This is a genomic window from Alkanindiges hydrocarboniclasticus (genome assembly GCF_001982605.1).
Classification (GTDB): Bacteria; Pseudomonadota; Gammaproteobacteria; order Pseudomonadales; family Moraxellaceae; genus Alkanindiges; species Alkanindiges hydrocarboniclasticus.
Map to the genome: position 1 here is coordinate 57,044 of NZ_MLCN01000034.1, position 21,935 is coordinate 78,978.

A 21,935-nucleotide genomic window follows, 5' to 3' on the forward strand; every position below is an offset into this window, starting at 1 on the left:
AGAATAAGATGTCGGGTAGTTTTGTTGTGGTACTCGTACTACTGGTTTTTGCCGCAGTTACCATTGCTAAAGGGGTACGACTGGTACCGCAAGGTTATAAGTGGATTGTACAACGTCTGGGTAAATATCATGGCACCTTGAATCCCGGGCTAAACTTTGTCATTCCCTTTATGGATGAAGTGGCCTATAAAGTGACGACCAAAGATATCGTGCTGGATATTCCTTCGCAGGAAGTGATCACCCGCGATAATGCGGTACTGATTATGAATGCTGTTGCTTATATCAATCTGGTTACTCCCGAAAAAGCCGTGTATGGTATTGAAAACTATACCTGGGCCATTCAAAATCTGGTGCAGACTTCCCTGCGTTCCATTGTGGGCGAGATGGATCTGGATGCTGCGCTGTCTTCGCGTGATCACATTAAAGCCAAATTAAAAGCCGCTATTTCTGAGGATATTGCAGACTGGGGCATTATGCTCAAGACAGTTGAAATTCAGGATATCCGCCCTTCACCAACCATGCAGCAGGCTATGGAATCACAGGCCGCCGCCGAGCGTACCCGTCGTGCTACAGTAACCCGCGCCGATGGTGAAAAACAGGCTGCCATCCTGGAAGCCGAAGGCCGTCTGGAAGCCTCACGTCGTGATGCCGAAGCGCAAGTGGTATTGGCCAAAGCCAGTCAGGAAGCCATCGATCTGGTGTCATCGGCCATTGGTGAACGAGAGTTGCCGGTGACATATATTCTGGGTGAGCAGTATGTCAAAGCCATGCAGGAGATTTCCAAGTCACCCAATAGCAAAACCGTGGTACTCCCCGCCGATTTACTCAATACCTTGCGCGGATTTATTGGCAAGCCCTAGTTCCTGCCTGTGTTTAAACCCGAATATAGCTGCAAAAAAAACTACCCGGTCTGAGTAGTTTTTTTATGTCGCTGATCAAGTTTACAACCAGTTATTAGCGCTCACGGTTTAACAAGAAGCGCGCAATTCCTTCCAGTGGTTCCATATCCTTGGCACTATAAGGCAAATTCTTTAAGGCATTAAATGCACGCTGGTGTAAGTCCTGTGATAAAGCCGTTGCCTTATCCAGCCCAATAATCGACGGATAGGTAGCTTTCTGGTTGCGCTGATCAAGGCCCGCAGTCTTGCCCAGTGCCTCTGTACTGGCTGTCACATCCAGAATGTCATCCTGAACCTGATAAGCCAGCCCTAAGAAACCGCCAAACTCAATTAGTTGACTATATAGGGAATCGCGCATTTCAATGCCAACACTGAGTGCCCCCATACCAATAGCAGCCTGAATCAGTGCACCAGTTTTATTCAGATGAATGGTCTCCAGATCCAGTTCACTAATAGTCTTGTTTTCTGCACTTAAATCCAGAATCTGGCCTTGCACCATACGGTTGGCAGCTTGTGCCAGCACACAGGATTGCTGGCTGCTCACCACCATGTCACGCGGGGTTTTTTCGGTATCCTGTGAAAAATAATTACTGTTCAGCACTTCAAAGGCCATGGTTTGCAGGACATCACCTGCCAGCAGGGCTGTGGCCTCACCAAACATCTTGTGGCAAGTAGGCTGTCCCCGACGTAGCTCATCGTCATCCATGCAAGGCAAGTCATCATGCACCAGTGAATAACAGTGAATCAGCTCTACCGCGACGGCAGCACGGCGGGCGGAAATATTGAGTACCGGCTCATGCATAATGGCGGTGGCATAAGTCAGTGCCGGGCGAATCCGCTTGCCGCCCAGCATCACGGCATGATGCACGGCTTCCTTAAGTGGCGACGGCAATAATTGCTGGTCCAGAACGGTTTGCAGGTCTAACTGGATGCGATCACGGGCGGCCGTTAAACTGTCTTGTTCTTCAGTGGTTAGCGTTACCATGGAGTTTCTCACGTGTCATTTTATGTTTTAACCCGATTGTGCCTTATCTAAAATAACAATCTGTATTTGTTGTGTTTTTGCAGGCCGCATTTTTGAATCAGGCCAGTAAAACCGGCCATTTATAGCAAGCCGGTTTTTTAAACCAGAAAGCAATCAGGCCTTTTTAACAAATTCGGATTTCAGTTTCATGGCACCAATACCATCAATTTTGCAGTCAATATCATGACCATCACTGGCATCAGTAAGCAGGCGAATATTCTTGACCTTGGTGCCAACCTTAACCACCAGCGATGAACCTTTGACTTTCAGGTCTTTGATGACCGTTACGCTATCACCATCGCTTAGCCTATTGCCATTGGCATCTGTAATACACTTCACCTCATCGGCAGTCACTGCATCAGTGGCGCTCCATTCATGCGCACATTCAGGACAAACAAACTGGCTGCCGTCTTCGTAGGTATAAATTGACTGGCATTGGGGGCAGGCTGGCAAAGTCATGGGGTATTCCCTAAAAATTTTAAGGGATTATACGGGATTTGGGCGACCAAGGCCTGCTTTGACGCTACAAAAATGGAAAACCCATTCAAGTTACATATCAATGCAGGCTAGTGGGCTTAGATGGATTTATTTGCTTTCATCTGATAGCAAGGCAACCTGCTGAATATAATTCACCAGTTTCTGGCGTGACTGTTGCTGGCTACTTTCATCGCTGTTCTGGGCCAGATCACGCTGTAACCGCAACACATGCTGACGCAGGGTATGTCGTTCAGCCGCATGATACTGACGCACAAAATCATTAACTGCCTGATCACCCTGCTCCATCAAGCGATCAATCCACCGCATTAGCTGGGCCTGCTTCTTGGCCCCCTGCCGTGGTGATAAGGCAGCCATCAGTACACTTTCATCTTCATTGCGCAGCAACTTGCCAATGCGCTGAAAATGCCGGCGCCGTGCCTCAAATGCCGTAATCTGGCTTAATTGCAACAAGGCATCTTTGAGCACCTCATCAATGGGCAGCTTTTTTATCTGGTTGGCTGAGAGACTTGCCAGTTGTTCACCCAATGCAGCAAAGCGTTGTACGGCTTTTTTCTGCTCGGTCTTGCTGGGCCTCCCATCTAGGGCTTCCCATTCTTCTTCAATCGTCTTACGTGATGCACTTTTGTGTGACATGGGCTATTCTGCCTCCATAAAACGGGCAGCAAATAAGTCGCGAATCGCCTCGAAGGCTTTGTCTTCATCTGGGCCGTTAATGACTAAACGTAGGGTACTTCCCTTGCCGGCACCCAGCATGAGCAATGACATGATATTTTTGGCATCAATCAGGTTGTTGCCGCGCCCCAACTGGATATCGGAGCGATAACGGGTGGTGACCTCAATCAGACGTCCGGAGGCGCGTGCATGTAAACCCAGTTTGTTAATGACATCTATGGTGGTATCTATCATGACCAGTGCTTCATTTCCCGATGCAAGGTTTGGGTGGGCCATTGTAGCTTAAGTGCGTCGCTGAGTCTGTTTACCAGATAAACAGACCGGTGCTGTCCGCCAGTGCAACCAATGGCAACAGTAAGGTAATGTCGATGGCTTTCGGCAAATACCGGCATCCATTTGCTCAGGAACTGATAAATGTCATCAAACATTCCATTTACATTTTTATCAGAACCTAAAAATTCTTGCACGTCTTTATCAAGCCCGGTTTTGGGACGCAGTGCCGCTTGCCAGTGCGGATTTGGTAAATGGCGCACATCAAAGACAAAATCGGCATCTAGCGGAATACCATGCTTGTAGCCAAATGATTGCAGAATCAGAATCATCTGGTCGCCCTGACCCATTTTGACACTCAGGGTTTGTTTCAGTTCATGCACATTCAGGCTGCTGGTATCCAGCGTCAGGGTGGCACGCCTGGCAACTGGTGCTAGCAGGACTTCCTCGGCAACTAAAGCTTCCTGCAATGTACTATGCCGGTCAGCCAGCGGATGACGGCGACGGGTTGCGCCAAAGCGTGCCAGCAAAATATCATCACGCGCATTCAGGAACAGGACTTCGACTTCGCCATGTTCTTTGAGCTGCTCTAAAATGGATTCAAACTCCATCAGGTCTGAACGTGGCGTGCGTACATCCACACCTAGTGCCAGCATATCCAGATGGTTTTCCTGATCCAGTTTGGCCACAATTTCCGGTAGCAAGGATAGCGGCAGGTTATCAATGCTGTAATAGCCAATATCTTCCAGAATGTGTAACGCGGAGCTTTTTCCTGAGCCAGAACGCCCGGACACAATCAGCAGTCTTTTCACCCTTCCCCCTGATATTTAAATGCCTGATATTGCAATAATTGCAGGCAAGGTCTATCTAAATACGAAACTGTGCTTCTAGTGTGTAGACTAGGTGTATAGATTTAGTGAGAACACTTAATCTGCAGGTTATCAATCAGGCGGGTGCTACCCAGCTTGGCTGCTGCTAAAACCACCATGTCCTGCCCAAGGTCAGTCACCATTTTCAGGTCAGGCGTGCGGGCTTCCAGATAATCCACTACAAAACCCTGCTGGGTCAGGTAGTCCCGGCCACGTTGCAAAATGGCATCCAGATCAGTTGCCTGCCCGGATTTAACCTCCTGCTCAACCATTTTCAAAGTCTTGTAAATCTGGATGGCCGTTTGTTTTTCTTCAGGCGACAAATAACCATTGCGTGAACTCAAAGCCAGACCCTGCTCATCACGAACAATCGGCACACCAATAATATCAATGGAAAAACACAGGTCAGTAGTCAGGTGACGGATGACTGCCAATTGTTGCCAGTCTTTTTCACCAAAAAATGCAGCATTGGGCTGTACCATGTTAAACAGCTTGGTTACCACCGTGGCTACACCAGTAAAATGATCCGGACGGCTTTTGCCACACAGGTCGTTAGCAATGTCGTTTACCTGTACAGTGGTCAACTGGGGCTTATTGCCATACATTTGCTGCACACTGGGTGCAAAAATCATGTCGCAACCTGCATCAGCCAATAACTGGCTATCTGCTTCCAGCGTACGGGGATATTTTTCAAAATCCTCACCGGCACCAAACTGGGATGGATTGACAAAAATACTAACTACCACCACATCACAGTATTTTTTGGCTTCCTTGACCAGGGCAATATGGCCCTGATGCAAATTACCCATGGTGGGTACAAAACCAATACTCTTGCGGGCCAGACGTATTGGGCTTAGCGCAGCCTGTAGGCCTTGCAGGGTTACTTCAGTTCTCATTTTTTATAACTCTGTCACTTATTGGCTAATTTTGATGGCTATGTTTAATCAACCGCTTGATAATGCGTTCAATACTGTTCCGGTATTATCCCGTTAGCTTTAATTCCGCTTAATTTTAAAATGGCTTAGATTTATAACTCAATTTGAAAAGTGTGTTCAGGCGCCGGATAGGAACCTTCACGAACTGCCTGATGATAGCTTTTAAAGGCGTCAACAATCGGGTTTTCGCTCTGCTGGCCGTGAAACTGATCTTGTAAAAAATTACGCACAAACCGCGCTGATTTACCAAAGTTCAATCCCAGCATGTCCTGCATGACCAATACCTGACCATCACAATGCAGGCCGGCACCAATGCCAATTACAGGCACCCCAAACCGTGACTGTACTTCTTTTGCCGCCTGTACCGGGACGCATTCCAGCAGCAGCATGACAGCGCCAGCATCAACTACCGCTTCACAATCGGCAAGCAACTGGTCAGCAGCACTACGGGTTTTGGCCTGTACCTTATAGCCGCCAAACACATTCACCGATTGTGGGGTTAAACCCAGATGTACACAGGTGGGAACCCCACCCTGAGCCAGTACCCGGACTGTATCAGCCAGCCATGCACCGCCTTCAATCTTGATCATTTGCGCCCCGGCCTGCATCACCTGACGCGCCGAATCAATGGCATCTGGCAAGGTGCTATAACTCATAAACGGCAAGTCAGCAATAATCAGCGCATGCTGGTTGCCACGCCGCACGGCACGGGTATGGTAGGCCATGTCCTGCACGGTAACCGGCAGTGTGGAATCGTGACCCTGAATCGTCATTCCCAGTGAATCACCAATCAGAATGGTATCAATCTGCGCCACTTCCATTGCCTTGGCCATGGTTGCGTCATAGCAGGTCAGGCAGGAAAACCGGGTTCCTTCTGCCTTGTACTGTTGCAACTTGCTTAGACTAATCATGAAATACTCTCCGTGGCCAGATAAGGAAATAACAGCAAACGGACACCCTAATGCTGCTGTAACAAGGGCTTAGCTGTACATTGTCTGGAACCAAACAGCTCCAGACGAACTGCCTAGGATGACATTGCCCAGGACGAATCAGCAATTCGGCAAATTCCATCAGACTGCTGTGCTACAGGGCTATGGTTTAAAGGCACCCTACCAATGTGCAACTTTGCATCAAGCTCAAGCAATGGCAGTACGACAAAGTTGCGTTGCAGGATACCCACATGCGGAATGGTGAGTTCCGGGGTATCAATGCATTGCTCAGCGTATAGCAATAGATCCAGATCCAGCGTCCGTTCACCCCAGCGACGCACACGAATACGGCCAGCCTGTTGCTCAATCTGTTGCAGCGCAGTCAGCAGTTCATGTGGTGTGAGCTGAGTTTCAAAGGCCGCAACCGCATTGAAATAATCCGGCTGGTCTTGCGGTCCCATGGGTTTGCTCAGGTACAAGCCAGACACCTTTACCGGGCCTGTGGCCAGATTGTTTAAGGCCTGCACTGCCTGCTGCAAAATTTGTCTGGAATTGCCACTGTCATTGGACAAATTACTGCCCAACCCAATATACGCCAGATTATTTGCCGCCAAACTCATTTTTTCCGGCCCATCTCAACCTGAAACTGCTCACGCGGCTTACGCCGACGGCGGGTAATGGGATGATTGGCATTTTGTACCGTTTTGCCGGATGCAATCACGGCATGATCCAGCGAGTTATCAATTGCGCGGGCAACCTCGGCATTTTTTGAAGCACGACGGCGCGCGGCTGGCCGGGTAGAGGCCTGATCCGGAACAGATAAAATCACTTCATCTGTATCATCTGCGCTATCAGTAACAGTGTCCTCAACCCCATGACCTTCAGCTACCCGCTTGCGCTTGTCACGGATTAGCTGGCGATTATATTTCTGGATAGCACGCTCTTTGTCATCGGTGCTGAGTTCCTGATAATCATGCCACCACTGGCCCATACCTTGCGTGCCAGTGTCCCCTGATTGCTCACGCAAATACAGGAAATCATAGGCTGCGCGAAAACGGGCATGGGTTGCCAACGCTGGAATCTGGCGGGTTCTGGGTTCAATCAGCCGTGGCTGCATTTCCCAGACTTCCCGGATAAAGTTTTCCGAATACCGAGGAATAGCCGTTCTTAACGCCTGACGGCGCAGTGCATCCATTCCTGCTTGCGTACGCGCTTCAACATCAGGTAAGCCCTTGTCTTTTAAAAGTTGCAGGCGCTTTAAATAGGCTTCCCACATTAATACCGCATAAAAGAATGCCGGATTAATACTCTTGCCCTGCTTGATGCGCTGGTCGGTATTCACCGCAGCACGCTCAATAAACGGGGTGACCTGTTGCGGCACATCTGCAAACAGTTGTGACCAGATATGATGCTTGATCAGGAGTGGCAATAATTCGGTTAAATGTCCCGCACTAAACATTTTCTGGCTTTCGTCATACAACCGGTGTGGCGACACTTCACGCAACAGCACGGTCATATCCGGGATCAGAATGTTTAAAATCGGCTGGTCAATTTTAAAGTTCAGCTTGGCCGCAAAGCGCAGCACCCGCAACATGCGCACCGGGTCTTCTTCAAAACGCTGTACCGGGTCACCCAGCAGGCGCAGTTTTTTATTCTTGATGTCATCCAGTGCATGACAAAAATCCAGCAGCTTGTTTTTATGCGGCTGGTAGTACAGCGTGTTAATAGAAAAATCGCGACGGGCGTAATCCTGCTGAATGGTGCCCCAGGCATTATCACGCAGCACCATGCCACTGGCACTGGTCTGGGCCTGCCGTGGCGGTGCCCGGAAAGTGGCAACTTCAATCATGTCGCGGCCAATAAACACGTGTGCCAGTTCAAAGCGACGGCCAATAATACGGCAACGGCGGCCAAAGGTTTCACGGATCTGGGAAGGGGTAGCATTGGTGACTGCATCAAAATCTTTGGGATGCAAACCCAGCAATAAATCACGGACACTTCCACCAACAATGTAGGCTTCATATCCTGCTTTGGTCAGTGTGTCGATAACTTCCACAATGGCCGGTGACAATAAGGCGATTGATAAACCATAGTCAGACGCGCGCAAAGTTTGCACAGACGGCAGGCTCCTAAAGGCAAATGCAACAAGTAAGAATGCGGCTGATAATAGCCTGTTGCCCGGTAATGAGCAATTATGCTTGGGTTTTTTTTCTTAACTGCCAGACGTTGGACAGCAATACCTGTTTATGCATTACTGGCCAACGCCTGAATAAACACTGTTAGTTAAGGCGAATCCGGCTACGGTTTTTCTCAAGGGTAGCTGGGCCAATGCCTTTAACGGCCAGCAGGTCTTCCGGCTGTTTGAATTTGCCGTTTTGTTGCCGGTATTCCACAATGGCTCGGGCTTTTGCCGGGCCAACACCCACCAATGTATTGCTCAGGCTGCTTTCATCGGCGGTGTTGATATTGATTGGTGTGCTACTTTTTTGTGAGGCTGAGGTTTTGCCAGTAGTGGCTTTTTTGGTTGTCGCAGGATTTTTATTTACTGTTGTGTTAGCAGAACTGGGGCTTGAGGCAGACGTGTTGTTTGCTGGGCGCTCTTGGGCCAGATTCTGGTCATGCTGCTGTTGCTGGCGGGCATACTCGTCAAAACTGGTGTGTAGTACACGTGGTGGGTCGGCTTGTGCTGCACTGGTCATTACAAACAGGCCCAGCAGTAACACGCCCAGCCGCACAAACAGGATTTCAGAATAACTGTTTGATATATTGCATTTCTTGTTCATCATCACTTTACTTCTCTCTTATTTTAACTTGCTGTTTTTGATGGCTTAAAATATTTAATATTTAGAAAATACCAAGATAAAACCCAACTTCAAAAAATCAGGCTTGATTATTGTTCAGGTAAATCTTGGCTTGTTCCCACAGCACATCCATTTCCTGCAAACTGCTTTGCTCGGGCGTTTTACCCTGCGCAGCCAACTGGTCTTCAATATAGGCAAACCGCTGGCGAAACTTGGCTACCGTGCCCAGTAAAGCCGTTTCACTTTGAATGTTCAGCTTGCGTGCCACATTGATGAGGGCAAAAAAGCAATCACCCAGTTCATCTTCAATGTTTGCTTTGTGCTGAGAAAGTATCGCCTGTTCCAACTCGGCCAGTTCTTCAGTCAGTTTGTCCCTGGCACCCTGTACATCCGGCCAGTCAAAGCCCAGTTTGGCCGCCTGTTTTTGCAAGTCCTGTGCCTGCATCAGCGCTGGCCCCGGCTTGACTTCATCCAGACGGCGGCGTGGGCTTTTCCCTTCACTCACCCGCTCGGTTTGCTTGACCTGTTCCCATAACTGGTTGACCTCAGTTTGGCTGGTTGCACTTACTTCGCTAAATACATGTGGATGACGGCGAATCAACTTGTGTGCCAAGCCATTGACCACATCATTAAAGTCAAAGGTCTGATCTTTACCAAAAACAGGCTCACTAAACATTTGTGCCTGAAACACCACTTGCAACAGCAAATCACCCAGTTCATCGCGAATGTCTGCAGTGTTGCCCGACTGGATGGCCGCCTCGACTTCATAAGCTTCCTCAATGGCATAGCGGGTCAGGCTTTGTGGGGTTTGTGCCTTGTCCCATGGGCATTCATTCCGCAAGCGCTGCATGATTTGCAGTAGGTCATCAAGCTGGTAGGTTGACATTTTTTCTGGTTCGCACCACATTGGTTTATCCTGTGCATTAAACACAAAAAGTGTCAGGCTACACAACATTAAACATTTTTAAATCGGTTTCTCAGGAGTTCTGCCATGTCCAAGGCCATTTTTATTAGCGGTGCCGGTGCTGGTATTGGCGCTGCCACTGCACAGTTTTTTTTACAAAAAGGCTGGCGGGTGGGCCTGTATGACCTTGATGTCAGTGCGGTACAGGTGCTGGCCGCGCAGTATCCGCAGGATCAGGTGCTGGCAGGCTGGCTAGACGTCACCCAGCCGGATGCATGGCAAGAAGCACTAGCCAGTTTTTTTGCATGGGCGGGTCGTCTGGATGTATTGCTAAACAATGCAGGCATCCTGTTTTCTGGCCCGTTTGAACAAACTCCGCTGGCCCAGCACGCCAAAACCTTCGCAGTTAATGTTCAGGGTGTAATGAATGGCTGCCATAGCGCACTGCCCTACTTAAAACAAACCAAAAGGGCCTGCGTCATTAACCTGTCCTCGGGATCGGCAATTTATGGACAGGCAGATCTGGTCAGCTACTCATCCAGCAAATTTGCCGTGCGCGGCCTGACTGAAGCCCTAAATATTGAATGGCACAAATATGGCATCCGGGTCATGGATATCATGCCGCTATTTGTGCAAACCGGTATGGTAACCGACATGAATGCATCCAGCATCAAGCGTATGGGCGTCAACCTCACTGCCAACGATGTAGCCAGCACCGTGTATAAAGCCGCTACCGCATCACCTGTCCTGTCACTGGTGCACTGGCCGGTAGGCCTCCCTGCCAAGCTGATGTTTACCCTGTCACGCTTAAGCCCGCAGCTAGTGAATGAAAAAGTGAACCAGTGGCTGTCACGCGAATAGTTTTGATTGACTAATATTTTAATTTTCAATACATTAAAGCCAATAATCACAACGACACCTTGCACAGGCAGGAGCACATCATGCGGACATATTTACTGGCAATAACTATTGGCCTTGCCATGTCCAGCGCACATGCTGGTATTTTTGATAGCCTGAATGCCATTAGCCAGATTGCAGCCAATGTAAGCAGTGCAGGCAAAGTCACTACCGATGCCACACCCTCTACCGCTACTGCAGCCCTGCCTATTGCCACCACCACACTGGCCCAGATGGATTGCCCGGCTCTGGAAGTTGCAGCCTTAAATAGCAGCCGTGAGCTGGAACTGGTTAAAGCCAACATCGAACAGATTGATAGCCTGAACAATAACCCGCAGTACCAGCAGCAAAAAGCAGCCAGTAGTGCCATTGGCGCACTGGGCAGTCTGCTAGCCAATAAAGGTGGCAAAACCGGTGAATATGCACAAGCAGCACAACAACTGGGGAATGCCAGCGCTACACCTGCTGAACTGAATCTGGATGCCCAGTTGGGTTTGGGCAAGAAATACATGAGCGATCTGGACAATATCCGGATTTATCAAAAACACAAAAAGTGCTCATAAGCTGACTTTTTCATATAAATTTTTGAATTAACACGCTTTAAAAATGCGAAGCACTGACTGAAATTTTTTTTAATGTAACTTATATTATTTCAGTCAGTATTCAGCATTTCTTCATAATATAGATAATTTTAGAATTAAATTTTTAGTGAAAATTATTGCTTAATTCAATGTCATCGCCGCGCCTCAACCATCCCACGCTGCTGTCGATAACTCAAAAGTTATCCACAAGGTTACCCTAAAGTGCTTATTTTTAAACCAAGCAGACGATGGGCTTCATGAGTTGCCCAGCACCAGACGACGGGCACTAATGATGCCCGGTTGCTGTTCCAGACGCGCAAGCAAACGTGATAACTGTGCCAAGCCTTTGACCTCAATCAATAATTTCATGTTGGCAATGCCATCGGCTTCTGAAATGGTGTTGACCTGACGGATATTGATGTGATCAGAAAAAATAACCTGTGTTAAATCCTTGAGCAAGCCACGGCGATCATAGGCTTCCACTACAATTTGCACACTTTGGCCTCGGGTGGGCTGCATTTCCCAGTCGGCTTCAATTGCACGCTCTGGCTCATGCTTGATCATGCGGCCATATTCCGGGCAGTTCAGCTTATGAATACTTACACCGCGGTTTAAGGTGATATAGCCGCCAATCGCTTCCCCATGTACCGGCTGACAGCACTGCGCCACATGCAGCTCGACGTTATCAAGCCCATCAATCAGGATGCCATGTGCAGACAAGGTATGGCTGGCACGCGGATTTAGGGCTGGCTTGAGCACCAGCTCCGGTTCATCCTGATCAATGCGCATTTGCCGGTTAATCTGGTTCATGAGCTGGTGCAGGCCAATATCACCTGTGACCAGCCCAATCAATACGTCATCACCGGTTTTGACATTGAATACCTGACAGTAATCACTCAGGTCAATGCTTTTGGGATGTACCGCCAGCCGTGACAGTTCCTTGTTTAAAATATCACGGCCAATTTCCAGATTCTTGCTACGGTCCTGCTGGCGAAACCAGTGGCGCAGCTTGTCACGTGCACGCGAGGTGGTAATGTAACCCAGCGAATTAACCAGCCAGTCGCGGTTGGGTTCGCGGTCGCGCTTGGTGAGGATTTCAACCTGCTCGCCAGTTTTTAGCCGGTAAGTGAGTGGCACATAGCGCTGGTTAACCCGCGCGGCGTAGCAATGGTTACCGACTTCGGTATGCACATGGTAGGCAAAATCCAGCACGGTGGAATCGCGTGGCAGCTCCTTGATATCACCGTCACGGGTGAACACATAAATCTGCTCAAACCCGTCAATATCCTGCAACTGTTCGATATCATCAATGTTGGGATCCTGATTGGAATCCTCATCTTCCAGCCGGTCCTGATAATGCTCCAGTACCGCACGTAATGAATGCAGCCGATGGTTAAAGGACTGGTCAGTGCGCTTGGTGCCTTCCTTGTAATTAAAGTGCGAACACACCCCAAGCTCGGCTTCATGATGCATGGTAAAGGTGCGAATCTGCACTTCCAGCGACTTGTGCTCGGCAATGACTGCCGTGTGCAGCGAGCGGTAGCCGTTGGCCTTGGGGTTAGTGATGTAATCATCAAACTGGTTGGGAATATGCCGCCAGAGCTGGTGCACAATGCCAAGACTGTGATAGCACTCCGGTACATCGGTCACCAGCACCCGCAAGGCACGGATATCATATAACTGGTCAAAGCTTAAGGCCTTGCTGCGCATTTTGCGGTAAATCGAATAAATATGCTTGGCGCGGCCCGTCACTTCAGCCGTGATTCCTTGCGCACTGAGTTCGGTTTTAAGCTGCCGGGTGACATTCTGGATATATTGCTCACGCTCCAGCCGTTTTTCATTCAGCAGGGTAGCAATTTCCTTATAGCGTTCCGGCGATAGATAGCGAAACGCCAGATCTTCGAGTTCCCACTTCAGCTGGGCAATCCCCAGACGGTGGGCCAGCGGAGCATAGATGGACAGGATCTCACGGCCTACACGTTCCTGCCGCTCGCGCGAGGCACTAGACAGTTCCCGCAGGGCAAAGGTGCGCTCAGCCAGCTTGATCAGCACCACACGCACATCTTCAGTCACTGAAATCAGCATCTTGTAGATGCCGGTTAAATGCTCGCGCTGGTTATTTTCAAAGTGGTCTTCCAGTCGTTTATTATTTTCAATCAGGTCTGACAGCCGACCCATGGCCAGCGTGCCTTTAACCAGCAAGGCCACATGCTCGCCAAACAGGCTAAGGACTTCATCAAGGTTAATAATTTTTTCACGCACACTCCGATACAGCAGGGCTGCAACCAGTGTGTCTTCATCGACTTTTAGGTGGGCCAGAATGTCGGTCATGCCGACACCGGTTGAAAAAGCATTGGAGCGATGGGCTTTTTTCTGTGCCAGTGTGCGTTCCATCACCAGATGACAGGCACCCGATAGCTGGCTTAAGTCACTGCCATCCAGCTGGGTACGCAAGCGTTCCAGCCAGATTTCCAGATCAATCTCGCCAAAGGCCAGTTCATCGGATTGAGCAACATCAGCATCGTCTAGCCGTCTGGGTAACTCTTCGCGTACGGTGACCATGCTACACTCCCATTGTGCTCATCAACGGTCAAATGACCGAAAGCTTTTCAAACCCAACTTTTCGAGCCTAGTTCTTTTCAAACAGGGCAATCGATTCCACATGTCCGGTGTGGGTAAACATATCCATAACCCCCGCCTTTTTCATGCGGTAGCCCGATTGCGCTAGTATACCTGCATCACGGGCCAAGGTGGCTGGATTACACGAGACATAAACAATTCGTCTGGCATTAAATTTTGGTAAATAATGCATGACTTCTTCCGCACCTGAACGTGGTGGATCAATCAGCAAGGCATCAAAACCCTGCGCGGCCCACGGCTGGTGTGAAAAGTCCTTTGTGAGGTCCTGCGCGTAAAATTCAAGGTTAGTCATGCCATTTAATGCTGAATTTTCAAACCCACGCTCCACCATCTCACTGCTGCCTTCCACTGCAATCACATGACCGCTCGGGCCAACCCGGCGCGCCAGTGGCAGGGAAAAATTGCCTAAACCACAAAACAGGTCCAGCACACGCTCACCCGCTTTAAGGTCAAGCAAATCGCAGGCCAGTGTTACCATTTGCCGGTTAATATCCTGATTGACCTGAGTAAAATCCAGTGGTGAAAAGGCAAAGCGCACATCAAAATCCGGCAATTCATAATGTAGGCGCATCGGCGCATCTGGCTGGTCAATCCGGTGCACTGTGTCATAGCCTTCGGGTTGCAAGTACAGCTGCCAGTTGACGCCACGGGCAAAATCCAGCAATTGCTGTACATCGCTATCAATCAGTGGCTTTAAATGGCGCACAATCATGGCAACACTCTGGCCACCCGCAATCTCATCGCCAATGGCCATTTCCAGTTGGGGAATGTTTTCACGGCCAGCCATGCCGGTCAGCAGTTGCTTAAGCTGCTCCAGACGTTCGCCAATTTGCGCATCCAGTACCTTGCAGACATTTAGCTCGGCCAGATAACCACTTTTGCGCTCACGAAAGCCCACCAGCATGCTGTCTTTTTTAATGACCCAGCGCACACCAAGCCGTGCCTTACGACGATAATCAGTACGGGTTGAACGCAACGGGGGTAGCCACGCTTCTGGCTCCAAACCACCAAAATGCTGGAAATGCGAGGCCAGTACTTCCTGCTTAAAGCGGATTTGCGCATCCGGATACATGTGTTGCAGGCTACAGCCGCCACACACGCCAAAATGCGGGCAAACTGGTTCTACCCGGTCAGGCGACGGGTTGGCAAGTATGGTTTCACAATCGGCTTCTTCATATTTTTTGTGGGTTTCATGCACTTTGGCATTCACGGTTTCACCGGGCAAACCAAACGCCACAAACACCTTTTTGCCTGTCTTGTCAGTGGGATGGCCTTCTTGCTCACCATAGTGGCTAATGCCACGGCCTTCATGGCTCAAGGCTTCAACACTAAAGGTTAAAGTAGGTTGCTGGCGCAGTTTTCCATGCTGTTTACGTCTCATGTGCTGTGTGTCTCAAAACGATCTTCGAGGCTGGCAAGCAGGCTTTAAAATAAAAGCCTGAAGCGGGCTGAAAAAAATAAAAGGTTAATGATCGCTAAAAATTAGCAGCGTGGATTAAATGGAGTAAGTTTGGCATTGTGCTGCCAACTGGACAAAAATTCATGCTGGCCAGGTAACTGCTCGGCAATATAATCATGGGTGAACTTGATCCAGTGCTGGTGTTCATCCAGACTTAAATGCCCGCGCAGCAATTGCCAGCGCAGGTAAATCAGCCAGGTGTTGATGACATCACTTTCGCAATACTGGCACAGCACTTTCCAGTCCTGATTTTTGACATAATCATGCACATGGTAGCCACTGTGGCCTTGCTTGCCGGGAAAACCCAGAAACAGCGCCAGTTCATCCAGCCGTTGAAAGTTGCGTGCGTTAAACAGCGCCAGACAATCCATCAGGTCAGTATGGCGATGCTGGTAACGGTTCTGGTAGTTGTCGTAGCGGCGTGCCTGATTAAAGTCGCCCTGATCCAGCAAACCCTGCGCGCTCAAGCCATAATGCATGGCACGCAAAATCAGCACGGGTAAATCAAACGCACTGCCATTCCAGCTCACCAGCGTGGGGAAATGCTTGTCAAACACGGAGAGGAAGCGCTTGATAATTTCCTGCTCGCTCATGCTTTCCTGACAAAATGAAAATAGCCTGATCTGGCCTTCTTCCACCCAGATACCGGAAATACAGACAATTTCATGCAAGGGCAAGCGCGGAAAATCACTGTTGCTTTCCTGCCGGCGGATGTTATTCATGGCCAGAACGGTGTCATCATCCGGCAAGTCCAGTCCGTACAGGCGCGAACCGGAACGGACATCCGGAATGGTTTCAATATCAAACACCAGCACCGGCAGGTTTAGCATGACAAAACCATTGTCTTAAAAATCATCCCTAACCGGCCACCTGTCCCGTTCATGTAAGCTTGCAAGGTTTAATCCACCACGGAAAACAGGCCAGTGGACAAATAACGGTCGCCACGGTCACAAATAATGCAAACAATCACCGCATCCGGCTGCGCTTGAGAGATGCTTTCAGCCACCTTAATGGCAGCCCATGCTGCACCACCCGATGACACCCCTGCAAAAATGCCTTCACGCCTTGCTAGCTGGCGCATGGTTTTTTCTGCTTCAAGCTGCGGAATATCCATGGTGCGATCCACCAGTGCCGGATCAAAAATGGTAGGCAAATATTCCTTGGGCCAGCGACGGATTCCGGCAATGGCCGCACCAGTTTCAGGTTGCAAGCCAATAATCTGGATATCCGGATTTTTTTCTTTCAGGTACTTGGCCACGCCCATAATGGTGCCAGTGGTGCCCATGGAGCTGACAAAATGGGTAATTTTGCCGCCTGTTTGCTGCCAGATTTCAGGCCCAGTGGTCAGGTAATGGGCGGCACTGTTGTCGGGATTACCAAACTGGTTAAGCACCATGCCCTTGCCTTCGCTTTGCATTTGCAGGGCCAGATCACGTGCGCCTTCCATCCCGGCAGTCTTGGCCGGTACTTCAATCAGTTCTGCACCATAGGCTGCCATGGCATCCTTGCGTTCCTGACTCATGTTGTCCGGCATAATCAGGATCATTCTGTAGCCACGCATGGCTGCTACCATAGCCAGCGCAATGCCGGTATTGCCGCTAGTGGCTTCAATCAACGTATCGCCGGGCTTGATGTCACCGCGGCGCTCGGCCTGCATAATCATGTTATAGGCCGGGCGGTCCTTTACAGAACCGGCGGGATTATTGCCTTCCAGCTTGGCATAAACGCTGGCAGCCGTATGATTGGCCAGCCGCTGCAAGCGCACCAGTGGCGTATTGCCCACATAGTGGTCCAAGGCATGCGGATCAGGATTAATCATTGTATTTTTCAAATCGGCCATTTTGCATCACCTGCCCAAAAGTGCGCCTATTGTAATGAAAAAGCCGGCTTGCTGCACGATCTTCTCTCTGATTATAAACAGGCAAGGTGCAATTAAAATCACTGACCGGCTGGACACATGACCAGCTTTAACCCCGTTGCTCAAACCGATTGCTGGCTTACGATCAGCAAAGCATGTGAATTTATGGGATTTCCTTTTATACTCGGTCAAAACCCAAGCCTATTAACGCCATGTCTGTACAACGCCTGCGCTGGTATCACCGCTTACGCATCACCAATGCCTACGGGCAACTGATTGCGCTAATTTTTTTGCCCATCATGATTTTATCCTGTGTGGGCGCCAGTCTGGTGCTGATGGAAACAGCGCGTTCCTCGCGTTCAGAGCAGCGCAATGCCGCCTTTGCCATTCTGGCGCGCTACCAGCCCACGGCCCAGCGCCTGAACCTGCTGCTGGACCAGCCGCAGCAACATGAAAAAATCCGTTCAATTTTGCAAAATATGCTAAATGAATCCGATTTGCTGCGCGTGGCCATGATTGACCGTGAAGGCCGTCCGCGCATTTCCTTTGGCTATGGCAGCAACCTTGCATGGCCGGTGTTTGAAGCCCACCGCGAGACCTTTGGCCCGCTGCATTCTGACATTGGCACTACCTATGGCCTGCGAGCGGGTTATACCAGTGATGGCCCGCTGTGGCTGGTGGTGGACATGGATAACAAGCCGCTGCAACTGGCACGTTACCGGGTCTGGCTGGTGCTGGCCATTACGGGTTTGCTCACACTACTCTTACTGTTGCTGTGCCTGAATTTTTATTCGCGGCGCTGGATTTCACCCATTTATGAAATTCGCCTGCAACTCCAGCGCCTGAGTGCTGATACGCTGGGACAGGACATTCAAATCAATGGCACCGGTGAGCTGCGCCTGTTGCAGGTTGATCTGGTGATGTTGCTGCGCCGCCTGCATGAAAGTTTTGAGGAACTGCGCCAGCATACCGAGCAAACCGAGGATGACCTGCGTAAAACCCTGGATGCACTGGAAATCCAGAATATTACCTATCGCAAGTCACGTGACCAGGCGATTGTGGCCAATCAGGCCAAGTCAGTGTTTCTGGCCAACATCAGCCATGAGCTGCGCACGCCACTCAACAGTATTGATGGCTTTGTCAACCTGATGGCGCGCAAGGGCAACCTGTCCGACCAGCAAACCATTTATATCCAGACCATTCAAAAATCATCGGCCCACCTGCTGGCACTGGTAAACGATGTACTGGACTTTTCCAAGATTGATGCCGGCAAGCTGGTGCTGGAACAAGCCCCGTTTGATCTGGAACAGGCCGTGTTTGATGTGATTGACATGCTGTCGCCACTGGCCTGCGAAAAACAGATTGACATGGCAGTGTATTACTATGAAGACATGCCCAAACAGGTGAATGGTGATGCGCTGCGCTTCAAGCAAATCCTGACCAATCTGGTGAGTAATGCTATCAAGTTTACGCCGGATGGTGACATTATTGTGCGGGCACGGCTGGAAGACAGTGTTGACGACCAGCATCTAGTGCATATCTCGGTGCAGGACAGTGGCATTGGCTTGTCCGGTGCAGACCGCAAGCGCCTGTTTGAGTCCTTTTCACAAGGCGACCCTTCCGTAACCCGTCAATATGGCGGTACTGGGCTTGGCCTTGCCATTTCACGCCAGCTGGTTCAACTGATGCAAGGTAAAATTGGCTTTGAGGACAATCAGGAGCGCCATCCTACCGACAAGGGCGCAACCTTCTGGTTTACCGTTCAACTGGGCAAAATGGCCGGTGATGACATGTCCTGGCCGCAACTTGATGACTGGAATATCCTGTCCTGCATTCAGCATCCGGCCAGTGCCAATGTATTGCGCGGCTATTTAAGCCAGCTTGAAGCCCAGCAACAGGAAGCGCAGTCCATTCCCGACCTGTTTGGCCGCCTGATCCCGTTTGAAGCCCAGCGTCATTCGCATAGCTGGGTGATTGTGGACAGTGGGGGCGACACCGAAGGGCTGCTGCGTGAAATCCGTACCCGTTACTATGGCGCGCTGGCCGTCTATGGCTACCAGATGGCGATTGACCCCGATATCCTTAAACGTTATGACGCTGTGGCGCTGTATGAACCCATGAGCCGCTCTGCACTGATTGCCATGTTGCAGCATGAACAACACATGTTTAGCCGCAGCCAGCCGGAATTTTCCGGACAGGGCCTGCACATTCTGGCAGTGGATGATCACCTGCCCAACCTGATGGTACTGGAAGCCCTGCTCAATGATCTGGGCGTGGAGGTTACCAACGCGCACAGTGGGATCGAAGCCATCGAAATGCTGACCCTGCGTCATGATCAGGGCCGCGTGCCGTTTGATCTGGTGTTTATGGACATTCAAATGCCGCGCATGTCCGGTCTGGAAGCCACACAGGCCATTCGCCTGCTGGAAAATGAATGGAACAGTAACCAGCCGCTACCGATTATTGCCCTTACGGCCCACGCCCTGAGTGATGAAAAGGAAAACCTGCTGGCCTCTGGCATGAATGACTATGTCAGCAAACCCATCCAGATTGACCAGTTGGTGCGTATCCTCAAGCAATGGACCAGCCCGCATCAACAGGTGGAACAGGTAAATTACAACAGCACCAACCCTGAACTGACCCAGCAGGGACAAGAGCACCTTGCCCTAGACTACAATACATCCCTGCAATTACCCGAAAATCCTGCGTTACACACCAGCAATTTTTATCCCGATGACTTTTCGCCAGAAGAATTTTACAAACCGGTGAGCGGTGCCATGCAGCAGGAACTGCAATCGCATATTCTGGACTGGCCAGAAAGCATCAAGCTGTCCAACGGAAAAACCGACCTTGCCACTGAACTTTTGCAAATGCTGGTGTCCAGTTTTGGCAATGAAAAACCTTTGCTCAAAGCCCTGATTGACAAGCAGGACTACGCCGAGCTGGAACAGCGCATTCACCGACTGTATGGCGCAACACGCTACATTGGCCTGCCTACCCTGCAAGCCCTGAGCCGTGCCTTTGAAAAATTACTGGCCGACCAGCGCAAATCCGGCGCAGCAGTCAATGCAGACTTTAGGGAAGATGTCGACATGTATTATCAGCAACTGGTGGATGCCATGACTGATCTGGACAGCGAAGCCCGGAAAATCCTGAATCCGGGTTGAACTGGCAATTCATACCCACCCCACTGACCCGATAGTCAACTTTTTGAATCGGTTAAGCCGTATGATCAGGTCAAATACAACAGATGAGGTACATCATGGCACTGGTTAGCCTGACCCGAATTGGCGAAATTGCCCACGTCCAGTTAAACCGCCCCGAAAAACGCAATGCCATGAGCTTTGCCATGCTGCATGAACTGGTACACACTGCCAACAAGATCCGCAAGGATAAAAGCATCCGGGTGGTGATCCTGTCGGGTCAGGGCGACGCATTTAGCGCCGGGATTGACTTAAGCGACCTCAATAATCCCAAGAACATGCTGTATGCAGGCTGGGAATTGCTTAAACCCGGGCAAAGTATTTTTCAAAAGGCCAACCTGATCTGGCAAACCCTGCCCGTGCCTGTGATTGCAGCCCTGCATGGTCATTGTCTGGGTGCTGGCATGCAATTGGCACTGGGCGCGGATATCCGTATTTGCCATCCAGACTGCAAGCTGTCAATTATGGAAAGTCGCTGGGGGCTGGTACCAGACATGGGCCTGACCCGCTCTATCAAGGATATTATTCCACTGGATCTGGCCAAGGAACTGACCCTGACTGGCCGCATATTTGATGGCAACTACGCGAAAGAAATTGGTTTGGTGACACACTTAAATACAGATCCAGTGGCACACGCCATGCAACTGGCCGAAGAACTGATTCAGCGTTCACCTGATGCTTTACTGGCTGGCAAGCGCGTGCTGGATGCGATGGCACATCAGCCAAAGCGTGCTTTGCGCCTCGAAAAGCTGTGGCAGTTTAAGCTGATTTTGGGGCAGAACAGTAAGATTGCCCGGCTTAAGGATAAAAAGCCCGAATTGAATTTTAAGCCTCGGCAGTTTGGATAAAGAAGTTTCTTTATTTTATATCGTAGTAGCAGCAGTAGTTATGCAATAGTTTATTAGACCGATATACGCGTTAAGAACATCGTATCAGCATATTGCATAGCTACTACTAAAAAGAATATAAAAATTAAGTTCATAAATTGGACTTAATTTTTATTACGTCAAAAATAACCAAGACTTGAGAATAATTTCCATGGATTAAAATATTAATCTTTCATTCTTGATATAAATAATCAGAAGAATAGGGATAAAGGTCTTCATCAAAAGGCTCACCACTGTAATACAATATAAGTCGGCCTAATGATGAGGTAACGAGTCCATATTTAGCCCTTGTATCTCCTACCCTTACAATAACTCTTACTTTATTATCTCCTACCATGTGATCATATTGAAAAACTATACTTTCTATAGAAAATTTAATTTCATGTATATCAATTTTTTTCTGACCAATATCATCAAAATATAAAATATATATTTCTTGATTTTCGGAATTAATAATATCCAGATAATCCTTAAATAATACTTCCTTAGCATGACGCAAAGTTTCCGTATTATCAAAAACAGCTTTTAATATATCCTGAACCAGCATTTTTTTAATTACTCTGTTTAAAAAGTCAAATAAAACTTACTTCACATTATTACCATATAATC

Annotated in this window: 21 protein-coding genes; 5 read left to right on the forward strand and 16 right to left on the reverse strand. The window is 49.4% G+C overall.

The genetic code is table 11. The features are described 5' to 3' along the window. Nucleotides 1-8 precede the first annotated feature (8 nt). Nucleotides 9-860: an SPFH domain-containing protein gene (locus BKE30_RS12875; RefSeq protein WP_076878995.1), complete on the forward strand. Its 852-nt coding sequence runs from the start codon at nucleotides 9-11 to the stop codon at nucleotides 858-860. Between the two features lie 94 nt (nucleotides 861-954). On the opposite strand, the gene BKE30_RS12880 is transcribed toward BKE30_RS12875, so the two are convergent. The 11 genes from BKE30_RS12880 to mazG all read right to left on the reverse strand — a co-directional run bounded on the left by BKE30_RS12880 (nucleotide 955) and on the right by mazG (nucleotide 9,804). After that, complete coding sequence (locus tag BKE30_RS12880; RefSeq protein ID WP_076878996.1) at nucleotides 955-1,884, reverse strand: polyprenyl synthetase family protein; 930 nt, start codon at nucleotides 1,882-1,884, stop codon at nucleotides 955-957. Nucleotides 1,885-2,037: 153 nt separating this feature from the next. Then, entirely contained in the window at nucleotides 2,038-2,382 is a 345-nt protein-coding gene (locus BKE30_RS12885) for a zinc ribbon domain-containing protein YjdM (protein ID WP_076878997.1), read from the reverse strand. A gap of 126 nt (nucleotides 2,383-2,508) precedes the next feature. Beyond that, nucleotides 2,509-3,054: a ribosome biogenesis factor YjgA gene (yjgA, locus tag BKE30_RS12890; RefSeq protein WP_076878998.1), complete on the reverse strand. Its 546-nt coding sequence runs from the start codon at nucleotides 3,052-3,054 to the stop codon at nucleotides 2,509-2,511. 3 nt (nucleotides 3,055-3,057) lie between these two features. Next, entirely contained in the window at nucleotides 3,058-3,327 is a 270-nt protein-coding gene (locus BKE30_RS12895) for an HPr family phosphocarrier protein (RefSeq protein ID WP_026471437.1), read from the reverse strand. Beyond that, entirely contained in the window at nucleotides 3,324-4,175 is an 852-nt protein-coding gene (rapZ, locus tag BKE30_RS12900; RefSeq protein WP_076878999.1) for an RNase adapter RapZ, read from the reverse strand. Before rapZ ends, BKE30_RS12895 begins: the two co-directional genes overlap by 4 nt. A 101-nt stretch (nucleotides 4,176-4,276) precedes the next feature. Then, nucleotides 4,277-5,128: a pantoate--beta-alanine ligase gene (gene panC / locus BKE30_RS12905; protein WP_076879000.1), complete on the reverse strand. Its 852-nt coding sequence runs from the start codon at nucleotides 5,126-5,128 to the stop codon at nucleotides 4,277-4,279. Between the two features lie 131 nt (nucleotides 5,129-5,259). Continuing rightward, nucleotides 5,260-6,078 (reverse strand): 3-methyl-2-oxobutanoate hydroxymethyltransferase, encoded by an 819-nt coding sequence (gene panB, locus BKE30_RS12910; RefSeq protein WP_076879001.1) that lies wholly within the window; start codon nucleotides 6,076-6,078, stop codon nucleotides 5,260-5,262. Nucleotides 6,079-6,191: 113 nt separating this feature from the next. Further along, on the reverse strand, nucleotides 6,192-6,716 hold the full coding sequence (folK, locus tag BKE30_RS12915) for a 2-amino-4-hydroxy-6-hydroxymethyldihydropteridine diphosphokinase (protein WP_076879002.1): 525 nt from the start codon (nucleotides 6,714-6,716) through the stop codon (nucleotides 6,192-6,194). Next, nucleotides 6,713-8,212, reverse strand: coding sequence for a polynucleotide adenylyltransferase PcnB (gene pcnB / locus BKE30_RS12920; RefSeq protein ID WP_076879003.1), 1,500 nt, complete (start codon nucleotides 8,210-8,212; stop codon nucleotides 6,713-6,715). The genes folK and pcnB overlap by 4 nt, the downstream gene beginning before the upstream one ends. 163 nt (nucleotides 8,213-8,375) lie before the next feature. Further along, the gene (locus tag BKE30_RS12925; protein WP_227518404.1) at nucleotides 8,376-8,882 is read right to left on the reverse strand and encodes a ComEA family DNA-binding protein; all 507 of its coding nucleotides are present in this window, start codon (nucleotides 8,880-8,882) and stop codon (nucleotides 8,376-8,378) included. Between the two features lie 94 nt (nucleotides 8,883-8,976). Then, a complete protein-coding gene (gene mazG, locus BKE30_RS12930) occupies nucleotides 8,977-9,804 on the reverse strand; it encodes a nucleoside triphosphate pyrophosphohydrolase (protein WP_227518405.1) in 828 nt (275 codons plus the stop codon). An 84-nt stretch (nucleotides 9,805-9,888) separates the two neighbouring features. On the opposite strand from mazG, the gene BKE30_RS12935 reads away from it, so the two are divergent. Together BKE30_RS12935 and BKE30_RS12940 are read left to right on the forward strand one after the other, a co-directional pair. After that, entirely contained in the window at nucleotides 9,889-10,662 is a 774-nt protein-coding gene (locus tag BKE30_RS12935; RefSeq protein ID WP_076879004.1) for an SDR family oxidoreductase, read from the forward strand. Between the two features lie 80 nt (nucleotides 10,663-10,742). Beyond that, complete coding sequence (locus tag BKE30_RS12940) at nucleotides 10,743-11,261, forward strand: hypothetical protein (protein WP_076879005.1); 519 nt, start codon at nucleotides 10,743-10,745, stop codon at nucleotides 11,259-11,261. Between the two features lie 273 nt (nucleotides 11,262-11,534). Here the strand turns inward: BKE30_RS12940 and BKE30_RS12945 are convergent, their stop codons facing one another. The 4 genes from BKE30_RS12945 to cysM all read right to left on the reverse strand — a co-directional run bounded on the left by BKE30_RS12945 (nucleotide 11,535) and on the right by cysM (nucleotide 17,197). Continuing rightward, entirely contained in the window at nucleotides 11,535-13,841 is a 2,307-nt protein-coding gene (locus BKE30_RS12945; protein WP_076879006.1) for a RelA/SpoT family protein, read from the reverse strand. Nucleotides 13,842-13,908: 67 nt separating this feature from the next. Then, a complete protein-coding gene (gene rlmD, locus BKE30_RS12950) occupies nucleotides 13,909-15,300 on the reverse strand; it encodes a 23S rRNA (uracil(1939)-C(5))-methyltransferase RlmD (RefSeq protein ID WP_076879007.1) in 1,392 nt (463 codons plus the stop codon). A gap of 101 nt (nucleotides 15,301-15,401) precedes the next feature. Next, nucleotides 15,402-16,208, reverse strand: a complete 807-nt coding sequence (locus tag BKE30_RS12955; protein WP_076879008.1) for a 3'-5' exonuclease — start codon at nucleotides 16,206-16,208, stop codon at nucleotides 15,402-15,404. 68 nt (nucleotides 16,209-16,276) lie between these two features. Next, the gene (gene cysM / locus BKE30_RS12960; protein ID WP_076879015.1) at nucleotides 16,277-17,197 is read right to left on the reverse strand and encodes a cysteine synthase CysM; all 921 of its coding nucleotides are present in this window, start codon (nucleotides 17,195-17,197) and stop codon (nucleotides 16,277-16,279) included. Between the two features lie 251 nt (nucleotides 17,198-17,448). Between cysM and BKE30_RS12965 the strand changes: the two genes are divergently transcribed. Together BKE30_RS12965 and BKE30_RS12970 are read left to right on the forward strand one after the other, a co-directional pair. Beyond that, nucleotides 17,449-20,403, forward strand: a complete 2,955-nt coding sequence (locus BKE30_RS12965; RefSeq protein WP_076879009.1) for an ATP-binding protein — start codon at nucleotides 17,449-17,451, stop codon at nucleotides 20,401-20,403. A 95-nt stretch (nucleotides 20,404-20,498) separates the two neighbouring features. Next, nucleotides 20,499-21,287: a crotonase/enoyl-CoA hydratase family protein gene (locus tag BKE30_RS12970; protein ID WP_076879010.1), complete on the forward strand. Its 789-nt coding sequence runs from the start codon at nucleotides 20,499-20,501 to the stop codon at nucleotides 21,285-21,287. Between the two features lie 211 nt (nucleotides 21,288-21,498). Here the strand turns inward: BKE30_RS12970 and BKE30_RS12975 are convergent, their stop codons facing one another. Continuing rightward, nucleotides 21,499-21,873, reverse strand: a complete 375-nt coding sequence (locus tag BKE30_RS12975; RefSeq protein ID WP_076879011.1) for a hypothetical protein — start codon at nucleotides 21,871-21,873, stop codon at nucleotides 21,499-21,501. Nucleotides 21,874-21,935: the final 62 nt, after the last annotated feature.

Coding starts and splice junctions, on each gene's coding strand:
- BKE30_RS12875 (WP_076878995.1), top strand. CDS start 9: ATGTCGGGTAGTTTTGTTGTGGTACTCGTACTACTGGTTTTTGCCGCA.
- BKE30_RS12880 (WP_076878996.1), bottom strand. CDS start 1,884: ATGGTAACGCTAACCACTGAAGAACAAGACAGTTTAACGGCCGCCCGT.
- BKE30_RS12885 (WP_076878997.1), bottom strand. CDS start 2,382: ATGACTTTGCCAGCCTGCCCCCAATGCCAGTCAATTTATACCTACGAA.
- yjgA (WP_076878998.1), bottom strand. CDS start 3,054: ATGTCACACAAAAGTGCATCACGTAAGACGATTGAAGAAGAATGGGAA.
- BKE30_RS12895 (WP_026471437.1), bottom strand. CDS start 3,327: ATGATAGATACCACCATAGATGTCATTAACAAACTGGGTTTACATGCA.
- panC (WP_076879000.1), bottom strand. CDS start 5,128: ATGAGAACTGAAGTAACCCTGCAAGGCCTACAGGCTGCGCTAAGCCCA.
- panB (WP_076879001.1), bottom strand. CDS start 6,078: ATGATTAGTCTAAGCAAGTTGCAACAGTACAAGGCAGAAGGAACCCGG.
- folK (WP_076879002.1), bottom strand. CDS start 6,716: ATGAGTTTGGCGGCAAATAATCTGGCGTATATTGGGTTGGGCAGTAAT.
- BKE30_RS12925 (WP_227518404.1), bottom strand. CDS start 8,882: ATGATGAACAAGAAATGCAATATATCAAACAGTTATTCTGAAATCCTG.
- mazG (WP_227518405.1), bottom strand. CDS start 9,804: ATGTGGTGCGAACCAGAAAAAATGTCAACCTACCAGCTTGATGACCTA.
- BKE30_RS12935 (WP_076879004.1), top strand. CDS start 9,889: ATGTCCAAGGCCATTTTTATTAGCGGTGCCGGTGCTGGTATTGGCGCT.
- BKE30_RS12940 (WP_076879005.1), top strand. CDS start 10,743: ATGCGGACATATTTACTGGCAATAACTATTGGCCTTGCCATGTCCAGC.
- BKE30_RS12945 (WP_076879006.1), bottom strand. CDS start 13,841: ATGGTCACCGTACGCGAAGAGTTACCCAGACGGCTAGACGATGCTGAT.
- rlmD (WP_076879007.1), bottom strand. CDS start 15,300: ATGAGACGTAAACAGCATGGAAAACTGCGCCAGCAACCTACTTTAACC.
- BKE30_RS12955 (WP_076879008.1), bottom strand. CDS start 16,208: ATGCTAAACCTGCCGGTGCTGGTGTTTGATATTGAAACCATTCCGGAT.
- cysM (WP_076879015.1), bottom strand. CDS start 17,197: ATGATTAATCCTGATCCGCATGCCTTGGACCACTATGTGGGCAATACG.
- BKE30_RS12965 (WP_076879009.1), top strand. CDS start 17,449: ATGTCTGTACAACGCCTGCGCTGGTATCACCGCTTACGCATCACCAAT.
- BKE30_RS12970 (WP_076879010.1), top strand. CDS start 20,499: ATGGCACTGGTTAGCCTGACCCGAATTGGCGAAATTGCCCACGTCCAG.
- BKE30_RS12975 (WP_076879011.1), bottom strand. CDS start 21,873: ATGCTGGTTCAGGATATATTAAAAGCTGTTTTTGATAATACGGAAACT.